The organism is Clostridium thailandense, assembly GCF_019207025.1.
Classification (GTDB): domain Bacteria; phylum Bacillota; class Clostridia; order Clostridiales; family Clostridiaceae; genus Clostridium_AM; species Clostridium_AM thailandense.
The window spans coordinates 1-19,573 of sequence record NZ_JAEEGC010000130.1 but is presented as its reverse complement, the minus strand read 5'-3'; the positions used below and the strand labels follow the sequence as shown (position 1 = coordinate 19,573).

Sequence of the window (19,573 nt, the reverse complement as noted above, 5' to 3'; positions counted from 1 at the left end):
AAGTAGTTTCTAATTTTTACAAAAATAAGCTTGAAGTCTCCGTAATAAAAAAATCTCATAAACGAACGAGTGGAATAAAAACATCATCAACAATTTCATTAATGGTTTTATCAGATATTGGCTCATGAGTAGTAAGAATCTCATAGCGTATCAAGTTTAAGGGCAATGAAACAATTCTAGGACTAATCTTTTCTAGATTAACTTCACCTCTAAGTTCAGAATTTTTTAAAATTGTCATCATAGCTTTTGATAATTTATCTTCACTTAAATTTGCCATTTCTGGCATTGAGGATACTAAATGACTGCTAAGATCCACCATAAGGCCATGTATTGTCTCATTGCCAATAGTTTCAAGCGGTTTTAATATTCCTCGAAGCAAGATAATTACATCATCACGAAGATTTCCTGTATTCGGTGCATCAGTGATAGGTTTAGGTATATGTTTCTGTAATGATGAGATTATAAGTTTCGCCTTGTTTGGCCAACGACGATATATAACTGCTTTATTTGTTTTTGCTCGTGCAGCAACTCCCTCCATAGTTAGATGAGAATAGCCTACATCAGTGAGTTCATCTAAGGCAGCTTTAAGTATAGCATCTTCAAGAATTTTGCCGCGGCGCCTAATTCCAGTGTTCTTGCTTTCGTCATCCTCCGACTTAGCAGGCTGAAGGGAAGAGTTGTTTTCTTGCTCATCCATATTGCTAACACCACCCTTTTAAAAAATTTTATTTTTTCTATTGCATTTATTGCAAACTTATTATATCATACAAATAAGAAACGATGCGTTTCTTATTTGTAAAAAACAAAAATTTATAAAGATTAAAAAGTTAACAATAGTTAAACTTCAAAACTGAATAATAATCAGAAAGGGGTAATGGATAATGAAAAAACTAACTTTAATATTGATATTATCAGCAATTTTAGGAATCTCCACATTAACTGGGTGCGGCAGTTCAGATAAGATTAAGGTTAAAAGTACCATTAATGCAGAGAATAGCAGCAAGAAGAATCTAGTATATCTAATGGCAGGTAAAATTAGTACAAATGAAAATGTAAATATATCTCCCAAAATTACTGATAAAGTCACTGAAACCTATGTTGATGTTGGTTCAAAGGTGAAAAAAGGAGATCTACTTATCAAGCTGGATTCAAAAGAGCTTCAAGCTCAAGTAACTAAGGCAGAAGCTGCTGTGAATACTGCTCAGGCAAATTTAGTTAAAATACATAGCAGCGCTAGACCCGAGCAAATATATCAAGCTCAAGCTGCAGTAGACGGTGCAAAAGCCAAATATGAAAACTCTAAGACTACTTATGAGAGAAACCAGAAGCTTTTTGATACTGGAGCTATTTCAAAATCTCAACTTGAAGAGCTGCAGACATCACTAGTTGAAGCAGAAGCATCCTATAACTCGTCAAAAGCGTCTTTGGACCTTTTAAATAAAGGAGAAACTCAAGAGAGCATCAATATAGCAGAATCACAAGTGAAGGAGGCCCAAGCAGCATTGGATATTGCAAAAAATCAACTTGAGAATGCAGTCATTATTTCTCCTATATCTGGAGTTGTTACAGAAAAAACTATCAATACCGGAGAATTAGCAGCAGCAGGCTCTACTCTGATAACTGTTGTAAATTCCGATACAATGCTGATTAATGCCTACCTTCCTGCAGCATACATAAATAGAGTAAAAGTTGGACAAGAAGTAATTATTAAAGTAGCAGAAATTCCAGACAAGGAATTTAACGGTGAAATATTTATGATTGACTCTGTAGTCGATTCAAAAAATAAGAACATTCTTGTTAAAGTGAGTTTTAAAGATCAGTATATGCAATTGAAACCAGGTATGTTTGTTGAAGTCGGCGTAAGAGATTAAGAAAGGATGATAAGAATGAAGGAAAAACGGAAATTAATAATTTCAACTATATTTGTTGCAATGCTAATAACCCTTGGAGGCGTAGGATATTATTATTGGTATAACAATAATAATTTTATTTCTACTGAAGATTCAAAGGTAGCTGGAGATTTTGTGAAGATATCTCCTCAGGTGTCAGGAAAACTTGTTGAATTTAACGTTAAGGAGGGGGATAAAGTAGTAAAAGATCAAATCATTGGTCGTATTGATTCAATTGGATTGGATGATTCCAATATAGATACTTCTCTTTTGAGAGCACCTATGAATGGAGTAATTATTAAAAAGCAGGCAAACGTTGGAGAGTATGAATCAAGCGCCTCAACTCCTACTCTTGCTATGGTGGTAGATCCTAGCCAGTTGTATGTAACTGCTAATATCGAGGAAACTAAGGTTGCAAAAGTAAAACCAGGTCAGATAGTAGAGATTAGTATTGATCAGTTTAAAGGAAGAATATTTAAGGGTAAAGTCGAATCAATAGGCGATGCAGCAAATTCCGCATTTTCTATGCTTCCATCCTCTTCAAGCAGCACATTCACAAAAGTTGTTCAGAAAGTTCCAGTGAAAATCCTATTCGAGAAAACAGACGTAAATCTTTTGCCTGGAACCAATGCGCCTGTAAAAATCCATATAAAGTAGGTGAAATTATGGACAAGGAAAAAGGAAACTCATATAAATGGATTACAATGAGTGTGGTTGTACTAGGATTATTTATGGTAAATCTAGCTACCAGTATTGTAAATCTCTCTACTTCAAAAATGATGCAAACCTTTGGTTCATCCCTCGATCAAATACAGTGGGTGGTAAGTGCATATACGCTAACTATGGGAGTTACCATACCGTCAACTGGGTATTTAAGTGAACGATTTGGTTTTAAAAAAATCTTTGTTATTGCTTTAAGCATGTTCACTTTGGGTTCATTAATGTGCGGAATTTCATGGAATTTAATATCCATCATAACAGCAAGAATTATTCAGGGAGTGGGAGGAGCATTTATTATATCTCTAGGAATGACAATATTGATGACAACTTTTGATAGAGAAGAAATGCCCATGGTAATAAGTACAATTGGTATTTGCAACATGGCCGCACCTGCTTTAGGACCAACTCTTGGCGGATATATCGTTGAGAATGTTAGTTGGAGGTTTGCTTTTTTTATAAACATTCCAATTGGAATAATAAGTATAATAACTGCTATAATTGTACTTAGAAAATCCGATAGTAAATTAACAAAGTACTTTGACATTATAGGGTTTCTGAGCTCAGCTATTGGAATGGCACTTATCCTTTATGTACTTGGAAAAAGTAATTTGGATTGGAGTGATATCAAAAATGTATTACTAATGATAGTTGGATGTTATAGTATGCTTATATTTGTTGTAAATGAACTCTTGATTCCTGAGCCTATGCTTAACTTAAGACTTTTAAAGAATTACACTTTTTGTATGAGTAACATTATTATGAATGTTGCATTACTGGCACTCAATGGAGCTGTTTTCCTTATGCCTGTATTTCTACAACAAATCAAAGGATTAACTGCAATGCAGGCTGGCTGGATACTCTTCCCAGAAGCAATAGCAACCGGAGTTTCTATGTCACTATATGGAAAACTAGGAAACAAAATAGATACAAGAATATTTGCCATAACTGCCTTAATATTAATTGGGCTTAATAGCTATAGCATGTCAAAAATCACATTAGAAACTTCCAATGATACCATTACATTTCTATTAGCCATCAGAGGATTTGGGGTTGGTTTTCTTATGGCACCGGTTCAGACCTTGGGTCTTAGTGGATTGCCAAAGAAGGTGATGTCAAATGCTTCTGCTCTTATGAATACTGTGAAACAAGTGGGGACGTCTATTGGCATTACCATGATTACAAGTATTATGCAAAATAGAACTACAGCTAACTATTCAGACTTAGCCCAGCAGGTGAGCAATTTAAATCCAGGTAGTATGAATTTGTTTAAAATGTTACAGGGCTCTATGGTCCAGGTTGGAATGTCTTCAAGTGATGCTCAAGCTGGAGCTCTAAGTCAGCTTTATGGGATTGTTGTAAAGCTGTCTCAGCTTCAAGGACTAAACGACACAATGCTAGTCATTTCAATTATTACTGCTATGGTTATTATTCCTACGCTTTTGCTAAAGAAAAGCAAACAGTTAGAAGATGATAAAATGAACGTTGCTACAGAATAAAGCTGCTCTTATAATAATTAAGCAGCTATATGTTCATTGTATAGGAGGGTGTGATAAAGTCCATTTTATATATCAAGACATGGAAATTAAAAAAGTTGAATGCATTGATATTGATGGATTTACTAAATGTAAAATTTTGTTTAATCACACCATCCTATATAAATACTTAATGCTTCTGGAATAGTTCCTCTACTTTGACATAAGGATTATGATATCGTTCTTTATTCAAAGAATCTTTCTTATACTGAATAGATTCTTTAGGGCACCAATGAAGACAAGCCAAACATTGCTCACATTGATGCTGCCATTGTGGCCTTTGGTTAGACATAATTATATTATTGGCAGCACATATTCTTGCACAAATTCCGCAGTCGTCACACTTTTCATCTGCCCAAAAATCCTTATCTTCTCCAGAGGGTTGAAAAGAGCTATACATTTTTTCTTCTAAGGTTCTATTATTTATCTCTGAAAGCTTAACTATAGTTTTATTATTAATTTCTTTAGCAATTTCTCTAGTTAGCTCTCTTTGGGCTTCAATCCTGTTAATATAATCTTCCTTAGGATGTGGATAATACATAGACCACATAGTTCCCGGCATAGGTATTCCAAAGGCTCTTGATAAAACGGCTCCTTTACTTGTAAGTAAATGATTTAGCTGCTCAAAGGATAAAGCTGCATTACTTCCATAACTTGCAACAGCAAAACAATATGAATTTACATTAATATTAAGGTTTTCTACAAACTTCTTTACCATATGAGGTAATCCTCTAAAATAAACGGGAAATACGAATCCTATTCTTTCTGACTTTGTTTCGCTCTTGATATTCATATTATTCTTGCATATTTGAACGATGCTAGTATTTTCCAGATCATCTTTTAGATCCTTAGCTATTTTAAGCGAATTGCCTGTACTAGTAAAATAATAAATAGTTGTATCCATGGAAAATCACCACCTTATTACTAATGAGACGTATAATTTCTTATCTCGCTTAAACTTTTCTCTGCTCTATTTTGCAAAGTCTGGGCCAGTTTTTGCATCACGCATAGTTGCTTGAATAAAGGAAATTGACTCTTCTAATTTTTGTGCTTCCCATTCATTTAATTTTATAGGTAATTGCTTTAAAATACCTTCACGCCCAATAATACATGGCATACTCAATGCCACATCGCCATCATGACCATATTGTCCGCGTAAAGTAGTAGAAACAGGATAAACACTCTTTTCATCTAATAAAACTGCCTTTGCCATTGTAACTGCAGCTTGAGCAACACCAGCATTGGTCCAACCTTTACCATTTAACACTTTATAAGCAGCACTAATAATTGAAGCTTTTACTACTTCAGGAGATTGAATATCTGCTGTCGCTTGGAAATATTGATTTAATTCGATAAATGGAATACCAGAAACATTGACATGACTCAAAGCAGGGAAAGCAGTACTGCCATGTTCACCCATCATATAACCAGTAACAGATTTAGGATCAATTTGATATGTATCAGCTATTAATTTACGTAAACGAGCAGAATCTAACATTGTTCCAGTACCAAATACACGTCCAACGGGATAACCAAATTCATTTTCAGCAATATAAACCATTGTATCTAAAGGATTCGTAATTAAAATTACAATTGCTTCTTTTGTATATTTCGTAATACCAGTCATAACTTCACGGATAACTTCACAGTTCATTTTTGTTAATAAAGTACGATCTGGTTCATCTTCTGGATTATCAGGATCAGGTATAACACTTGGACCGGCAGCAATAATAATGACATCAGCGTCAGCACATTGTTCATATCCCCCACTCTTAACATCAACATTATTCATATAAGTTAAGGCTGTTGCCTGAGCTTGATCAAGAGCCTCTCCATAAGCTACATTTTTTAAAATATCGATCACACCAATTTCTGCAAACAAACCAGTTTTCATAGCATCTGCTAAAACATATGAACCAACATGTCCAACTCCAACAACGACTAATTTATTTTTATGCATATAGATCATCTCCCAAGAAAATATTATTTTTGTTAATTAAAAATTTTTATTAGTTACATATTAACACATTCTTGGCACCTTTGACCAGAATATTATCAAGTAATTCTAAGACTCAGGTGGAGTTTGCTTAAGAGAAATACCTCTTACCTCAGCCATCGGATAAATGATAGAAAGATAAAAGTTCCACCACCTACTTTATACGATAAGATAACCATCGAAAAAATCTTCCTATATTCTTAAAAGAAACTATATTGCACAACAATTCCGTCAGCTTTCCAAACTTCCTATAAAATAAATTAAACGCTATAAATGGAATCCATTGCTTTTTAGATTTTGGTAGTCTCTTCATTATATTTTTAAACGTGTACACTTCTTTATATATCCATAAGTAGCCATTATATAGTTCTTCAGCTGTCATATTCTTTGGTTTATATACCACATGCGCAGTATTATAATTTGACAGATTAAAATCTAAAATTCTATTTTCCTCTATTAATGATGAGTATAATTTCGTACCAGGATATGGTGTAAGGATATGTGAGGTTACCGTTTCTATTTTATTTTTAACTATCCATTCTAATGTATTCTTAAATACTGAGATGTCATCTTCATCTAATCCGAAAACAAAACTTGCATTTATCATTATTCCTCTTTTATGAATTTCATCTACAAGTTTTTCATATCTCTTTACACTATTTTGTATCTTATGGACACTATCTATTGACTTACTATTTATACTTTCAAAGCCTATAAACAGACTTTGACAACCAGACTCCTTCATTTCATCTAGTAATTCAGGCATGTCCACTATATTAGAAGTAACCGCCGCATTCCACTTTAGTTTAAGAGGTTTTATTTCCTTTAATAATTTTTTTGTCCATACAGGATTTCCAATAAAATTGTCATCAATAAACATTATATGTCTTGTTTTTAATACTCTTATATCTTTAATTACATCCTCTATAGGTCTATTAATATAAGTTTTAAGTACATTTTTGCAACTATTGTAACAGAAATCACATTCAAAAGGACATCCCCTGCTTGTACTAATTATATTAGTATATAAATACTTTTTATTATCAATGATGTGATAGTTAGGTGATACTATTTCTCCTCCAGAAATATTTTCCATGTCGTAATATATCTTCTTAAGTGAATTATTTTCTTTATCTTTAAGAATTTTTTTCCAAACTCTCTCAGCCATCCCTACACATATTGCATCAAAACTATTAACAGCACTTTCTGGGTCTGCTGTAATATGTATTCCCCCTGCAATTACTGATATTCCACGATTTTGGAAATCCTTTGATATTTCCACCGCTCTATTCATAACATCTACTGTGACGGTTATTACCACTAAATCTACGGGTTCATCAAAATTTATCTTCTCAACATTTTCATTCTCAATAATAACTTCGTGCCCTTTCGGCGTGAGATTTGCTATTGTGAGTAACGCTAACGAAGGAGACATTCTTGTTTTCAACTTTGTATCCATAGGTCTTGGCAGCATAGCTGGTTGAATTAATTTAATCTTCATACATTACCTCCTCAAATAAACTTTACTCAGTACTTAACTAATTTGCTTTAAGTATTCAATGCGCCTTCCATAATTGCAATATATCCCTGCGTATAAGTTAAGTATCTGATTTGGGTATCTATGTAGTGTGATGCCGCCTTTACTTTTAACTCTATGTATAGAATAACATTTTATTTATTGTTTATCAATAAATTTTTATTGTTTTATGTTGTGTTTTTATTGTTTTATTTGAGATAACTAAACTATATATCAATTATTTTACAATAAATAAGAGCAGTTCTGGTTTATACAGAAATGCTCTTTATAAATTTAGATTTAAAAAGTTATTTTCATAAATTCTAACAATTTAAACGAGAAATGCAAGTTAAACAATACATCGTTGTCATTCAAATTAACATTTATGATTTTTTCAATTTTTTCTATTCGATAAACTAGAGAATTTCTATGAATATGTAAATATTCGGAAGACTTAACGAGATTTTTTGAGTTTATTATATAGGCGTAGAGACTTTGAGTATAGTCTGTATTATTTTGTCTGTCATATTCAATTAATTCAAGTAGTGGTGGATGACAGACCTTTTTAAGATCTATAACATCGGAACATATATCTGCCATGTGAAATACTGCATAGTCTTCATAATTAAATAAAATAGCTTGTTTATCCATATCCATTCCTAATTTTAATGCTTCTAATGACTGCAAATAGTACTCTTCAATTTCACCCATATTACTAAAACAGCTGCTGAGTCCAGCGAACATTTTATATCTCTTAAAGAATTTTTTAAGAGCTTCCAAGTCATTTTTAAAAAATAGCTTTCTATTGTCACAACTGAGTAACATAACAATTTTATCACTATGTGTTATAGTTTTAACCGAAGGTATTATTTTTGCCAGTTCTCCCCTTAGAACGTTTAATGAAATTAATGATCTTCTAGTCACGAAATCGTCTACATTGATAGTAAGTACAAAAAGATTTCTTTTGAATTTTAAATTTAGTATTTTTATTCTTTCTTGAATTATTCTGTTGTCTTTGATTTTTCCTTCCAATAAATCCTCAATGAAAGCCTCATACATTAATCCTTGAGAATAATTTATGAATTCATTTTTTTGTAATTCAACTGAAAACGCATTACATAAAATTGAAGTAAGCTTGACATCTCCCACCTCATAAGGCCTTTCATGCTCACAAATTATAAGAGTTGCAATATGTTTACCCTGAGCTTTTATTTTCCCAATAAGTCTTGGATATTTTGAGTAATTATCAACCCAAAAGAAAGGAGCCTCATTATTATCTATCCTTGCATAAAATTTATTTGTTATATAAAAAGAAAATGTATCAAAGCAAATGTACCCAGGAGTTACTACTTGATTCCATACTGGGTCGTCCTTTATCTTTCCACTGCTTATTGTCGCAACTGCTTTACCACTCATGTCTATTATGCAAAAGGGATTTCCAAGCATTTTATACCCTATTTCAATAATATACGATAGACCCTTGTTTTGTGCCAGAGCTTCTAGTAGTTTAAAGGAATTTTCAGCAAGCTCTTCTTTTAACCTTCTCAAACTTTCTTCCAAAGTATAATACCTCCTTTAAAAACATAATGTGCAATCCATACAAAATATTGTTTCATTTTTCTAATATTATAACAAAGGCTTTATAAATTTTATATCTAAATATATATATATAAATCTAAAATATTTCAAATTATGGGGGGAAATTAATATGAAAACAGCACAAGAATTATACAATGAACGTATGGAAAGAGTTAAAAAGACAATAAAATTAGAAAAGACAGATAGGACTCCTGTTGTTCCATTTGGAGATTCCTTTTTTGCTGTTGCAACCGATTTAAAATTATCTGATTTTGTATTAAATTTAGAAATGTCAAATAAGGCTTTTATAAATGGAACAAAGTTGATTGGAGATGTGGACGCAGCCTCTGGAGTATGTTCCGCTGCTGCAATTATGGGAACAATATTTTTTTCAAATATAAAACTTCCCGGCCGCGAACTTCCTGATAATATGCTTTGGCAGATTGATGAATGCCAATCAATGACCATTGATGACTATGATACCATAATAGATAAGGGCTTTGAAGAATTTCAAAAAGATTATTATTCAAAAAGAATAAATGTTGATTTTAAAATATTGAAAGAATTGATAGATAATGGAACTCAATTTGACAAAAACATGAGAAATGAAGGATATCCTATTTATATGGGAGGTAAGATATCACATCCAGTTGATTATTTGAGCGGAGGGCGCACTATGGCAAAATTCATACTGGATATAAGGAGAATGCCTGAAAAGGTCGATGCGGTAATGGAGATTATTACTGATTACAACATCAAAGTTATGAAGGAAGAACTTAAGTATTCGGTAGACCCCCTGAGTGTATTTATAGCTATGGGCCGTGCATGTCCAGACTTTTATAATCCTAAACTTTGGGAAAGATTTATATGGAAACACCTTAAAAAGATAACCGAAGCCGTAATAGAAACAGGCATAACTGCCAACTTCCATATTGATGCTAACTGGGAACGTGCTCTCGACTATTTTAAAGATTTTCCTAAGGGAACCTGTGTTTTTGAAACGGATGGCATGACAGATATTTATAAAATAAAGGAAAAACTCGGAGCTCGTATGTGCATTAAAGGAGATGTTCAAGCTGCAAAACTTACACTAGGAACTCCCGATGAAGTATACAATTACTCAACTCAACTGATAAAGGATATGGGAATAGGATTCATTCTTTCCTCAGGATGTTCCATACCTCCAAATGCTAAAGTGGAAAATGTGAAAGCCATGGTTGCCGCTGCCTCTGGAAAATAATCACTGTAACATATAGGAGCTGTTTCATTATAGACATACACGGCCGAAAGTAAATTTATCAAAAGATTGTCTATAAGTGCAACAGCCCCCATTTTATTTTTGATTACCTTCTTCTCTTTTCTCTATTCTTTTCTCAAAACATCTAAAATTTCCCATATAATATTTTTAAGAAGCTTCCGAAAAGCATCACAGTCAATTTTAAAATCATAAGAAAAAACTAGTAATAAAATGTAATAGAAAGCTTATATGTATATAATAAGATAAAATCAATCAGCAAAGGTAAATATGTGTACTTTATTAACTTGATAAAGGTTATGTAATACCATATAATCTAATTACATTAATTCTTTATCATAATACTTTTTATGCTATAAGCTTTTAAAAACAATAAATTTAATGGGGGATATATTATGTGGTCTAGAAAAGAATTAAAAGATAATGCTAAAACTATTTTAAGAAAAACTTATTGGAGTGCATTTTGGGTTAGTATAGTCATCGCTCTAGCAGGAGGTAATACCGGTTGGGGCGGCGGCGGTAGCGGTAGCTCTCACTCTAAAAACCCAAGAAACTATATTTATTCAAATATCCATAATAATGGCTTTATAGATTGGAACTTTGTATCGATCATATTAGTTATAATTATAGCAGCAATAGCTTTCCGTATTTTTATTGGATATAGTTTAGAAGTAGGTGGAAGAAGGTTTTTTATAAAATCTGCTCAATATAGAAATAATAAAAAATGCTTTAGCTTTGGATTTAATGAGCAAAACTATATGGGAATAACAAAGACAATGTTCGTAACAAACGTTTTTATTCTCCTTTGGACTCTGCTATTAATAATACCTGGTATCATTAAATCTTATGCTTACAGAATGGTACCATATATCCTTGCAGATAATCCAAATATTGGCGTTCAAGAAGCTATTACGCTAAGTAATGAAATGACCAAAGGTCATAAATTCGATATGTTTGTATTAGATTTATCCTTTATTGGTTGGTATATATTAGGTGCATTAGCTCTAGGAATAGGTGTATTATTTGTAATGCCTTATGAGAATGCTACAAATGCTGAACTATACTTGGTATTAAGGAAAGATGCCCTTGAAAATAATTTATGCAGTCGTGAAGCTTTATTATTAAATGAGCAAATTTCAGATAATAATAATGATATTTATTAATACTATAACAATTAGAGCCGGAACAAAATAAGTTGTGTATCCATAAAGAGAAATTTTCAAAGATAATTAATATTAACTATTGAAAAAAGTCATGTATAGATAACCATACCAGACAATTAACTTATACGCAGGTATATATTGACATTCTGGAAGGCACATTTAAATACTTTAGACTTGTCAAAAGTAGTTATCGTGCCGAAAGAATGTCAATATATACCGGAGTATAAGTTAATTGTCGGCCGTGTTTGTCTATACCTGACTTTTTAACCTACATTAGATTTATTTATAACTTTAACAAATTCTACTCAATTTCTAATAGACCTAAGATTGTTGACTTATTATGTATTATTAACTTGCCATCATTTCGGGAGGATATTTCTCCTATAGACAAGGCTCCTTTTACTTTAAATGCTAACTTGCTTTGAATATTACTTATCTCCTCATCAAAACGTTCCTCTAAGAACATAGCTCGTGAAATACAATCAAATAAAAAAGGAACATATTTTTTAGGTGCGATGGATGCACAATGCTCTGCTATTTGAATTGATGAATTGAGCAGTGTATTTGGATTTCCCTCTAGAACGTATAATTGACTATTCACAGGTATATCAGCCACACAAATTATTTCATCATTTTCATTAACTCTAATTGGATCTCTTACTATAACCTCTCCATTACTTTGAAGTATTCCAAATGGGTGATCTTTAGCATATATAAAAAAGTCTCCTTTTAGAAGTCTTATATGCTCGTGGTCTTCAATAACATCTCTATAAACTTCAAATGCACTGTAGCTATCGAGTTTCGTTAAAACATTGTCTCTTGATGCCGCAACTTCAAAAGGACCTTCTAGTTTATTCCAACCATGTTTTACTGCTACATTAGATTTGTTCTTTACTACACATACATAAAGTACATCTTTATATATTCCTCTGTTATCAAAGATACAAGGTCTTTGTTTCATATCATAATAACCTGCACCTCCACCTACATAGTTAACCCCAGGTCCAAGCTTTTCGTAAACTGTATTAGTTAAATCTTTCATTCTGCTAGATAAACCATCTACAAGTATAAAAGCTGTGCACCCCTCTATACTACTTAAATCTAGTTTAAATCTCATTAAAAATGGAAGTACCATGGCAGAATATATAGGTTCAAATTTCTCAATTATAAAGCCTTTCGAGCAGCTTTTCTTTTCGATTAAAAGCCTCGGATAAATCCCTCCAAAAAATTTAATATTTTTATTATTTAAATAATTAATCAGTTCCTCCACCTCTAAAGATGATTTCTCACCTACTAATAACATTAGCTGTTCACCAGACTCTATTGTTAAATTTTCTACGTACTCTTTCAATATGGATATTGATTCTAAATACATACAGTTACCATCCTTTACACAATACTCTACGTAAATATTATCATTGTATTATTGTTATGGAAATAAGAAGATGTTTTTTAATATAACTTAAGCAAATATTTAATTCATGTACTGTCTGAATTTTTCTGTGTATGATTTTTTCCATGTCTGCACCTTCAAAAAACACCCTTGTCTAAAAATTCTCACATAATATAAATAATAATTAATGTATTAATCCAATTTTACATAAAATTATTATTTTTCACACACTTCAAGACTTGATTAATATTAATAAACTTAATTTAAAACAACAAATAACATTAAATTTTATTCAATTTATTAAAAATAGTTTTAAAACTTAAATACTTATACTATAATCAGTGTAAATAATTAATATTTAATACTTAAATTGTCCTAGTAAATTATTTAAACGATAAATTCTATACAATATATTATAAATTACATTTTAGGGGGTATTTTATCAATGAATAAACCAGTACTATCAGATCATTTTAAAAAAAGAATGCCATCAGACGTAAGACTTGGTCAGATGAAATTTGCAGAACGTAAAGAAAAACCTGCATTAATCAATGTAGCAATCGGAAACGTTTCACTTCCAACGAATCCTGCTATGCAAAAAAGAATGTTTGCATTAAATGCACCTGAAAGTCCATTTGCAAAGGGTGTTATAAGATATTCAGGTACTGTTGGTACAGACGAAGCTCAAGCAGCATTTAAAAATATTCTTAAATGCGAAGGCTTTGATACTAGCAAATTACATGTTCAAGTAACTGATGGTGGATCCAGTGGTATGGAACTATTATTACTTGGTGTTTGCGGAGATGCAGGAACTGGGGACAAACCTCTTATGATGATTGACCCAGCTTACACAAATTATATTTCTTTTGCAGAAAGAATTGGACGTAAAACTGTTACAGTAAAACGTCATTTAAACGAAGACGGAAAGTTCAGTCTTCCAGAACTAGACAAACTTGAAGAAACTATTAAAGAACATAATCCTGGAGCGCTTCTTGTAATACCTTATGACAATCCTACAGGTCAGCTCTATGATTACCCAGCTCTTAAAGAACTTGCTAAACTATGTGTAAAATATAATATGTGGATGGTGAGTGACGAAGCTTATCGTGAATTATATTATGATGAAAACACTGATCTAGTAAGTATCTGGGGCCTTAGCGATGCAGATGTACCTGGAATAGAAGGTAGAAGAATAAGCATCGAGACTGCATCAAAGGTATGGAATGCTTGCGGTTTAAGAATCGGAGCTATCATCACTGATAATGAAGAATACCACACTCAATCAGTAGCTGAATATACTGCAAATCTATGTGCTAATGTAATTGGCCAGTATATATTTGGAGCACTAGCTCATGAAAGCAAGGAAGAAATTGCTAAATGGTGCAAAGGCCTTCGTGAATATTATAAAGGAATCATGTTTAAATTATATGACGGCATTAAGAAACTAGAACCTGGTCTTATCGTTTCAAGCCCAGATGCATCTATATACTCAGTAATTGATGTTAGAAATATTGTAAAACCAGGTTTTGATTCAATCGACTTCGTTTTATACTGTGCACAAAAAGGCTCAGTAGATTACAATGGAGTAGATACAACTCTTCTAGTAGCACCTTTAAAAGGTTTCTACGATATTAAGAAGGGTGAACCTAATCCAGGAAGCACTCAATTCCGTATTGCATTTATTGAATCTCCAGAAAATATGGAAAAGGTTCCTGAATTATTTGTTAAACTTTTAAAACAATATGAAGCACAACGCTAAAAATTTGCATGCATAAATCCACTTATATAAAGAAGGTGTCTCAAAATTAAGCAATTAGTTTTGAGACACCTTTCTTTATATTCTACTCATTGCGTTAAATATTTCTGTTAAATATTTTATAAAATTAACCAAAACTTAATGCACTATGAATATTTTTGCTTTATTATTTTATTATTCACTAATATAAATAGAAAAGCGAGTGATAAAATACTATGGAAAATAATAATTACAGTTATTTATTCAAAAGATATCAGATATTTAAAAAAGAACAAAGAACAAATAGAAGATATATGTATAACGAAATATTCAAAATTACAAGTGTAAATTTCAAAAAAAATCATTTAGATATATTAGGTGTGGATATTTCTATTTCAGGTATAGGATTCGTCTCAACTACAAAATTTGAGATAGATGATATACTAGAAATAATATTTAAATATAACAAAATAACCATACCTGCTACTGTTAAAGTGGTTCATGTAAGTTTATATGATCAAGGCTATTTTATTGGTGGACAATTTATTGCTATACAAAATATGTATAGGGAAATTTTGAAGCTGGACCTATTGTAGTTAGACAATCACGTTAAACTGCTTTTGCTTGGAAGAACAAGCCTCATAAAGAGCTTTTACGTGGGGATACAGAGCGATAGCAAAGTCATATTTTGATACAGCAAAAAAACTAGAACACTGATTTCTCCAACACCTTCCAGCGCTTTTCCTTTTCCTCCGATGTTTGCGTTTATGGATGGAGATGCGAGAGAAAATTTCCTGAGTCACTAATAATTTACTCCAAAGTCCGGTATATTGCTGTCAATCCTTCTATATCAATACCTTCATAGAGCCCACAATTTGTTCCCAGTATGATTCCGTTTCGGGTGGAGAGGCTTTGTATAGAAGCTGAGAAGTTTTTCAGAAAATCTACGTCATGTGCACTTTCTGTGTTTTCAGTATCGATATGTCCCCACAGGCACAGCTTATCGCCATATTCCTCCTGTAAAGCAACAATGTCCATACCGCATCGTTGTTCAATGCATTGAATCCCCTGTATACCCATATCGATCAAATCAGGAATAATTTCACGGTAATTGCCATCCGAGTGGTAAAAAGCTGGAAGTCCCAGATGTGTAATTTCTTCAACTTGCTTTGCCAAAGAAGGCAAAAAATATTCTCTCAAAATATCTGGATTTGTTAATAGTCCATGTGCATAAGCGATATCATCTGCCAGTATTATTCCATCTATACCCTGATCAGCTACTTGTTTGATTATGGCAATATTCAGTTTTTCAACTTGTCTAATAAAGTTTTTCAGGTCATCAGGAGATTCCTCTGGTAGTGTTAGAAAATCCATGAGGCCATATGTCCTTAGGCCCGTCTCAAATGCACCGTCAATTAGTGCAAAGGTAAAAACCGAGGTCTCACTAACCCATTTTTTAATATCTGGCCATTCATATTCCGCCGGTTCTGGTAATCTATTCTTGTCCTGTGGAAAAATCGGTGAAACAGTAAAAATGTCAAGACCGAGCCGGTCGATAAATTCAAGTTTTTCTTCAAATCCAATTTTACTGCAATTTAATTCACGGCAAATGATAGAATCAGTAATACAAAGCTCTCCTTTGGGAATCCTGTCTGTTTTCTCACGCCTAATTGTCTTTAGTACTCTTTCACGTTTGCTATAATGCGAATATTTATCCATAAAGTAGTTTGTCGCCCCCCTCCAGACTTGTATCTCTTTATTGTTCCAAATGTATGTCTAATAGACATTTTATCTGTTTAAGATTTTCTGCATCTATCACTGAAGATATTAATCCAGTATCATAGAATCTATAAAATATTCCTGAAAATCTTTTCTTTCTGATAACTCTATATATGTGGTTTTATTAATAATATCTACTGCATTCTCTCTTATTCCTTTTGATAGCAAATATGTTTTAGCTCCCCCACCTGCACAGTTGCCAACAGATTCAATCTTTCCCTTGAGCTCTTTTGGTATCATGCCTATGGTAACAGAACTTTCTATATCCATATAATTCCCAAATCCACCACCAATGTACACTTTTTCTATTTCATTAAAGTTTATATTCTTTTCTTTTAAAAGTATTTTGATACCAGCACATACAGCAGCCTTTGCTAATTGAACTTCTCGTACATCCTTTTGTGTAAAAGTAATACTTTCCTCATGTATACTATTTTGCGCTAGAATAAACTGTCTCATATTATCTATATGAACAATCCTATTCTTATACTCCTTGTTTTCCACTTCCTCCGCGCAAGCCATTCTACCTGATTCATCTAATATTCCAAACTTCACAAATTGTGCGACGGCATCTAGCACTCCTGAGCCGCATATTCCGCAGGGTTTTTCATTTCCTATTGTTTCATATATTTTATCCTTTGATAAATCAACCTTGCTTATAGCTCCTTTTACAGCACCAATTCCATACTTAATATTTGTACCTTCAAAAGCTGGTCCAGCGGCCGTAGAGCAAGTTACTACTTCGTTTTTATTGCCTAGCGCAATTTCTCCATTAGTTCCAAGGTCTAATAATAATGAGTATTTTTCTGAATTTAACATACCACAGGATAATATACCAGCAGTTATATCACTTCCTACAAAAGCTGATATACAAGGAACTAAGCTTACCATGCCTTTAGCCTTAATTCCAATCTTCTTAGCTTCAAGCTCCAGTGCCTTTGTAATCACCGGAATATATGGTGCCATAGTTATATTCTTACAGGGAAGTCCAAGTAGTAGGTGAATCATAATAGTATTTCCAACAATAACTATATCATATATGTTATCTTCACTTATGTTATTTTTTTTACATAACAGTTCTATCATATCATTAAGCTGGCTTATAATATTATCCTTCAATATACCTAATCCCTTTGGATTCTCAATAGTAAAATTTATTCTTGAAACCACATCAGCCCCATAACTTCTCTGGCTATTAACTCTTGAATCTATATCCATTACTTTTCCATCATTTAGATTTAATAAATAGATTACTATAGTAGTTGTACCTATATCTACAGCCAATCCATAGTTTTGTTGTAAACAGTTACCCTTTTCTAAATGTAAAAGACGATTCTTATAAAGTGATGCGGTAACATTAAAATCAGCTCCCCTTAACAAATCACTTATTTTTGGTAAATATTGTAATCTAATGAGTAAATCATCACTTTCACAAGCATCACTTAACCTTCTATAATCATCTCGTTGATCATTAATGGATGGTTTTTCAATTGCTAAATATTTTTTCTTCACCACAGTATCTAGAATATATTGCTGTTCTGTCCCATTTATTAATACTTCCATATCCTTATTCTTTTCTAAAAGTACTATTTCTACATCTTCATCTATAGTTAAATTACAGGATAACCTAAATCCACTTTCTAGCTCTTCTTTAGTTAAATGTTTTATATCAGGTGGAGTAGGTTCCTTTAATCCTTTTACTACTTTAACTTTACACTTTCCACAAATTCCTTTTCCATTGCAGGGACTATCTATAAATATTCTGTTATCCATTAATACATTAAATAAATTTTCACCTGGTTTAACCTTTATGACCTCTTTACCCTTTTGTGAATTAGTAATAAGTTCAAATTTTTTATTGAAAATATTCATATAATTCCCCCTATGAAGTATTTTTATTTAAGTATAAGCATAAAAAACATTTTGGATTAATTTATTTCTCACATTGATCCAAAATGTTTTTTATTTACAACAAAAATGTTTTTTCCAAGTTATTTACCTTAAAACATTTTTTTACTCATTTCATTTATTGCATCAGTTACTGTCTCATATACATTTGGGAAGTATCCCTTAGGTAAACCCGCAGTGAGGCATGGAATAAAGTATTTAGTTCCATTAGCTTTGCAAGCTTCTTCTACATGTTTAACACAATTTTCAGGTGTCCAATCTGGAAAATCAATCAAACCACTGTGAAGTCCTCCCATAAAGGATATTTTTCCACCATATTCCTTGATAAGTTCAGGAATGTTATTAGTGTTCATAACTCCTTGCCAAATATCGATTCCCATTTCGATCATATATGGAACTAAGTTAGCTGCATAAGAATCGCTATGGTGAACAATCAATTCAACACCATTTTCTTTATAGTAACCATAGATTTTTTTATAAGCTGGAAGAAAGAACTCTTCAAACATTTCAGGAGATACAAAAGAGTTTTTTTGACTTCCCCAGTCATCATGATGGAAAATACAATCTGGATGAAGTTTTTCAACTAGCACTTTTGCAAAATCCAATTCATACTGTGTAATAGCATCAATTAACTCATGCATAGCCTCAGGCTCTTCATATAAAGCCATCAATGCATCTTCCATACTCATAAGATTATGTGTCATTTCAAAGACACCTGGAGCATAGAAAGGTGATACAAATTCCTCGTTACGATCAACAGAATTGGCATGAGCAACAGCTGGAGCCCAAGCTTCATCAGAAGTATCAATTTTAGGAATTTTAACACATTCCTTCCACTCAGTAATATCTTTTAAAACTTTATGTTCGTTATCATGCACAGGGAATGCACCAAGTTGATCTTCTGGCCATCGCCAAGTTACACCCCAAGTATCTACCCAACTACCGCCACGTTTTGGACTAGTTCTCGAAGGAACTTCAGTGATCATATTCAAAAATTCATATTGATTAACAAAACGATCTGGATTTCCACCTTTAATAGTTTCGAGTAAATTCTGTCTTTTAGTTAACATATGTCAATACCTCCCCATATTATTTATGATATATTTATG

Annotated in this window: 16 protein-coding genes; 7 read left to right on the top strand and 9 right to left on the bottom strand. The window is 32.4% G+C overall.

The window, feature by feature from the left end; all coding sequences use genetic code 11:
• Positions 1–55: 55 nt before the first annotated feature.
• Complete coding sequence (locus I6U48_RS22065) at positions 56–697, bottom strand: TetR/AcrR family transcriptional regulator (protein ID WP_218322647.1); 642 nt, start codon at positions 695–697, stop codon at positions 56–58.
• A 184-nt stretch (positions 698–881) separates the two neighbouring features.
• Here I6U48_RS22065 and I6U48_RS22060 point away from each other — a divergent pair, with 184 nt between their 5' ends.
• The 3 genes from I6U48_RS22060 to I6U48_RS22050 are packed head-to-tail and all read left to right on the top strand — an operon-like array spanning position 882 to position 4,105.
• Complete coding sequence (locus I6U48_RS22060) at positions 882–1,871, top strand: HlyD family secretion protein (protein WP_218322646.1); 990 nt, start codon at positions 882–884, stop codon at positions 1,869–1,871.
• A gap of 15 nt (positions 1,872–1,886) precedes the next feature.
• The gene (locus I6U48_RS22055; RefSeq protein ID WP_218322645.1) at positions 1,887–2,546 is read left to right on the top strand and encodes an HlyD family secretion protein; all 660 of its coding nucleotides are present in this window, start codon (positions 1,887–1,889) and stop codon (positions 2,544–2,546) included.
• An 8-nt stretch (positions 2,547–2,554) separates the two neighbouring features.
• Positions 2,555–4,105, top strand: a complete 1,551-nt coding sequence (locus tag I6U48_RS22050) for a DHA2 family efflux MFS transporter permease subunit (protein ID WP_218322644.1) — start codon at positions 2,555–2,557, stop codon at positions 4,103–4,105.
• A 166-nt stretch (positions 4,106–4,271) separates the two neighbouring features.
• Here I6U48_RS22050 and I6U48_RS22045 read toward each other — a convergent pair whose 3' ends face one another.
• From I6U48_RS22045 to I6U48_RS22030, 4 genes are all read right to left on the bottom strand, one after another.
• A complete protein-coding gene (locus I6U48_RS22045) occupies positions 4,272–5,045 on the bottom strand; it encodes an EFR1 family ferrodoxin (RefSeq protein WP_218322643.1) in 774 nt (257 codons plus the stop codon).
• A gap of 66 nt (positions 5,046–5,111) precedes the next feature.
• Positions 5,112–6,101, bottom strand: a complete 990-nt coding sequence (locus tag I6U48_RS22040; protein ID WP_218322642.1) for a lactate/malate family dehydrogenase — start codon at positions 6,099–6,101, stop codon at positions 5,112–5,114.
• 190 nt (positions 6,102–6,291) lie between these two features.
• Complete coding sequence (locus tag I6U48_RS22035) at positions 6,292–7,638, bottom strand: B12-binding domain-containing radical SAM protein (RefSeq protein WP_218322641.1); 1,347 nt, start codon at positions 7,636–7,638, stop codon at positions 6,292–6,294.
• Positions 7,639–7,953: 315 nt separating this feature from the next.
• Positions 7,954–9,213 (bottom strand): PucR family transcriptional regulator, encoded by a 1,260-nt coding sequence (locus I6U48_RS22030; RefSeq protein ID WP_218322640.1) that lies wholly within the window; start codon positions 9,211–9,213, stop codon positions 7,954–7,956.
• Between the two features lie 148 nt (positions 9,214–9,361).
• Between I6U48_RS22030 and I6U48_RS22025 the strand changes: the two genes are divergently transcribed.
• Together I6U48_RS22025 and I6U48_RS22020 are read left to right on the top strand one after the other, a co-directional pair.
• On the top strand, positions 9,362–10,471 hold the full coding sequence (locus I6U48_RS22025; protein ID WP_218322639.1) for a uroporphyrinogen decarboxylase family protein: 1,110 nt from the start codon (positions 9,362–9,364) through the stop codon (positions 10,469–10,471).
• A gap of 410 nt (positions 10,472–10,881) precedes the next feature.
• On the top strand, positions 10,882–11,649 hold the full coding sequence (locus I6U48_RS22020) for a DUF975 family protein (protein WP_218322638.1): 768 nt from the start codon (positions 10,882–10,884) through the stop codon (positions 11,647–11,649).
• A 301-nt stretch (positions 11,650–11,950) separates the two neighbouring features.
• Here the strand turns inward: I6U48_RS22020 and I6U48_RS22015 are convergent, their stop codons facing one another.
• Positions 11,951–13,024 (bottom strand): FIST signal transduction protein, encoded by a 1,074-nt coding sequence (locus I6U48_RS22015; protein ID WP_246615497.1) that lies wholly within the window; start codon positions 13,022–13,024, stop codon positions 11,951–11,953.
• Positions 13,025–13,487: 463 nt separating this feature from the next.
• Here I6U48_RS22015 and I6U48_RS22010 point away from each other — a divergent pair, with 463 nt between their 5' ends.
• Together I6U48_RS22010 and I6U48_RS22005 are read left to right on the top strand one after the other, a co-directional pair.
• Positions 13,488–14,801, top strand: coding sequence for a pyridoxal phosphate-dependent aminotransferase (locus tag I6U48_RS22010; protein ID WP_218322637.1), 1,314 nt, complete (start codon positions 13,488–13,490; stop codon positions 14,799–14,801).
• Between the two features lie 212 nt (positions 14,802–15,013).
• A complete protein-coding gene (locus tag I6U48_RS22005) occupies positions 15,014–15,373 on the top strand; it encodes a PilZ domain-containing protein (protein WP_218322636.1) in 360 nt (119 codons plus the stop codon).
• A gap of 214 nt (positions 15,374–15,587) precedes the next feature.
• On the opposite strand, the gene I6U48_RS22000 is transcribed toward I6U48_RS22005, so the two are convergent.
• The 3 genes from I6U48_RS22000 to I6U48_RS21990 all read right to left on the bottom strand — a co-directional run bounded on the left by I6U48_RS22000 (position 15,588) and on the right by I6U48_RS21990 (position 19,534).
• Complete coding sequence (locus tag I6U48_RS22000) at positions 15,588–16,496, bottom strand: uroporphyrinogen decarboxylase family protein (protein ID WP_218322635.1); 909 nt, start codon at positions 16,494–16,496, stop codon at positions 15,588–15,590.
• Positions 16,497–16,604: 108 nt separating this feature from the next.
• Positions 16,605–18,428: an ASKHA domain-containing protein gene (locus I6U48_RS21995; RefSeq protein ID WP_218322634.1), complete on the bottom strand. Its 1,824-nt coding sequence runs from the start codon at positions 18,426–18,428 to the stop codon at positions 16,605–16,607.
• A gap of 128 nt (positions 18,429–18,556) precedes the next feature.
• Positions 18,557–19,534, bottom strand: a complete 978-nt coding sequence (locus I6U48_RS21990; protein ID WP_218322633.1) for a uroporphyrinogen decarboxylase family protein — start codon at positions 19,532–19,534, stop codon at positions 18,557–18,559.
• Positions 19,535–19,573: the final 39 nt, after the last annotated feature.

What these genes read in the sequence shown, in the direction of transcription:
- I6U48_RS22065 (WP_218322647.1), bottom strand. Translation starts at nt 697, where the DNA reads ATGGATGAGCAAGAAAACAACTCTTCCCTTCAGCCTGCTAAGTCGGAG.
- I6U48_RS22060 (WP_218322646.1), top strand. Translation starts at nt 882, where the DNA reads ATGAAAAAACTAACTTTAATATTGATATTATCAGCAATTTTAGGAATC.
- I6U48_RS22055 (WP_218322645.1), top strand. Translation starts at nt 1,887, where the DNA reads ATGAAGGAAAAACGGAAATTAATAATTTCAACTATATTTGTTGCAATG.
- I6U48_RS22050 (WP_218322644.1), top strand. Translation starts at nt 2,555, where the DNA reads ATGGACAAGGAAAAAGGAAACTCATATAAATGGATTACAATGAGTGTG.
- I6U48_RS22045 (WP_218322643.1), bottom strand. Translation starts at nt 5,045, where the DNA reads ATGGATACAACTATTTATTATTTTACTAGTACAGGCAATTCGCTTAAA.
- I6U48_RS22040 (WP_218322642.1), bottom strand. Translation starts at nt 6,101, where the DNA reads ATGCATAAAAATAAATTAGTCGTTGTTGGAGTTGGACATGTTGGTTCA.
- I6U48_RS22035 (WP_218322641.1), bottom strand. Translation starts at nt 7,638, where the DNA reads ATGAAGATTAAATTAATTCAACCAGCTATGCTGCCAAGACCTATGGAT.
- I6U48_RS22025 (WP_218322639.1), top strand. Translation starts at nt 9,362, where the DNA reads ATGAAAACAGCACAAGAATTATACAATGAACGTATGGAAAGAGTTAAA.
- I6U48_RS22020 (WP_218322638.1), top strand. Translation starts at nt 10,882, where the DNA reads ATGTGGTCTAGAAAAGAATTAAAAGATAATGCTAAAACTATTTTAAGA.
- I6U48_RS22015 (WP_246615497.1), bottom strand. Translation starts at nt 13,024, where the DNA reads ATGTATTTAGAATCAATATCCATATTGAAAGAGTACGTAGAAAATTTA.
- I6U48_RS22010 (WP_218322637.1), top strand. Translation starts at nt 13,488, where the DNA reads ATGAATAAACCAGTACTATCAGATCATTTTAAAAAAAGAATGCCATCA.
- I6U48_RS22005 (WP_218322636.1), top strand. Translation starts at nt 15,014, where the DNA reads ATGGAAAATAATAATTACAGTTATTTATTCAAAAGATATCAGATATTT.
- I6U48_RS22000 (WP_218322635.1), bottom strand. Translation starts at nt 16,496, where the DNA reads ATGGATAAATATTCGCATTATAGCAAACGTGAAAGAGTACTAAAGACA.
- I6U48_RS21995 (WP_218322634.1), bottom strand. Translation starts at nt 18,428, where the DNA reads ATGAATATTTTCAATAAAAAATTTGAACTTATTACTAATTCACAAAAG.
- I6U48_RS21990 (WP_218322633.1), bottom strand. Translation starts at nt 19,534, where the DNA reads ATGTTAACTAAAAGACAGAATTTACTCGAAACTATTAAAGGTGGAAAT.